The sequence below is a fragment of the Thioalkalivibrio sp. ALE11 genome (assembly GCF_000381205.1).
GTDB lineage: Bacteria > Pseudomonadota > Gammaproteobacteria > Ectothiorhodospirales > Ectothiorhodospiraceae > Thioalkalivibrio.
The window spans coordinates 1-1414 of sequence record NZ_KB906214.1; the positions used below are offsets into that span (position 1 = coordinate 1).

At 65.3% G+C, this 1414-nt stretch carries 1 protein-coding gene and 1 pseudogene; both read right to left on the reverse strand.

What is annotated here, in order from left to right:
• Positions 1–860 (reverse strand): HAMP domain-containing protein (locus tag F620_RS15640; RefSeq protein ID WP_019571095.1); only part of this gene is annotated, 860 nt, incomplete at its 3' end.
• Positions 861–1006: 146 nt separating this feature from the next.
• Positions 1007–1414 (reverse strand): annotated as a pseudogene (locus F620_RS0114140) (methyl-accepting chemotaxis protein); the annotation flags it as partial.

Here is a 1414-nt window from a genome sequence, read left to right on the forward strand (position 1 = left end):
GAGTTGTCGGCGTTGGATTTGACCGTGGAGGTCATCTCTTCCATGGAAGAGGCGGTTTCCTCCAGCGAGGAGGCCTGTTCCTCGGTGCGCTGGGACAGATCGGTGTTGCCCTGTGCGATCTCGGAGGAGGCCGAACGTACGTTATTGGCGCCCTCCAGGATTTGCCTCACCAGGTCGTCGAGGTGATCCATGGAACCGTTGATCGCCTCCTGCATGCGACCGAACTCGCCCTTGTAATCACCCTCCATGCGTACGGTGAGATCGCCCTGCGCCAGGGCCTGGACCGCTTCGATGGCTTCGTCCACAGGTTCCTTGACCGAATCGATCAGGCGGTTGAGCTCGTCGCCCAGCTGGCGGACGAAACCGTCCAGCTCCTCGGTATCGATGCGCTCGTCCAGGCGGCCTTCGAGGACCTCGCGGATCAGTTTCTCGATCTGGCTTTCGGCATCGCGCTGGGCGGTCAGGTCGAACCACTCCAGGGTGTTACCGAGGAATTCGCCTTCCTCGGAGTCCTCGCCGGTCACGTGGACCTTGAGGATTGCCTCGCCCATTGTGTATTCACGGTCGATCCCCTCGTGGCGGCAACGGTCCATCACCGAGCGTTCGGGCAGCAGCTGGGGGAAGACCCGGTCCAGCTTTTCGCCGGTCGACGCGGTGGGTGTGCCGCCGGCGGCGCGGATATCCCCGGCGCGTTCCTGCAGCAGCCGCTTCATCGGTTCGTTAAGGTAATTGATGGTCCAGTCCGACCGGATCATCATGAACGGCTGGGTGGCCGTATCCACCGCCCAGCGCATGCGGATCAGTTCGTTGTATTCGTCTGCGGAAATGGTGATCCCGTCCGCGTTGTCTTCAGCCGCCATGTTGCTCTCCTGGTCCGGAATCGGGTGGGCTCCGCCGGTCCGGCGGAGCGAAAGGTTCGGTCGAGGCGACGGATGTACGTCGCCGGGTCATGGCCACCGGGCCTGCTGTCGGCTCCGTCTGCGCCTCTGGTCAGCGTCCCCGGAGGTCAGAACTCTTCCCATTCTTCGCTGCTGTCCGCGGTGGCGGACTTCTGCTGCGTCCGGGCGCGCGGGGCCGGCTTCTTCTTCTCCTCTTCCTTCTTCGCGGCGGGACGAGTGCTGCCGGCGGCGGCCGGGCGCTGTGCCCGGTTTTCCTCGGTGCGCCCGGCGGGGCGGGCGGCTGCGGCCGGAGCGGCCGGGGCCTCGCTGCGCGAGCCCTTGAAGAAGGCCATCAGCTCGAGCAGTTCGCGAGCCTGATCGTCGAGGGACTCGGAGGCGGAAGCGGCCTCCTCGACCAGGGCGGCGTTCTGCTGGGTAACTTCGTCGAGCTGGGAGACGGCCTTGTTGATCTCGTCGAGCCCGGTGGACTGCTGCTCGGAGGCGGCGGCGATCTCGGCGATGATGTCGGAGACCTT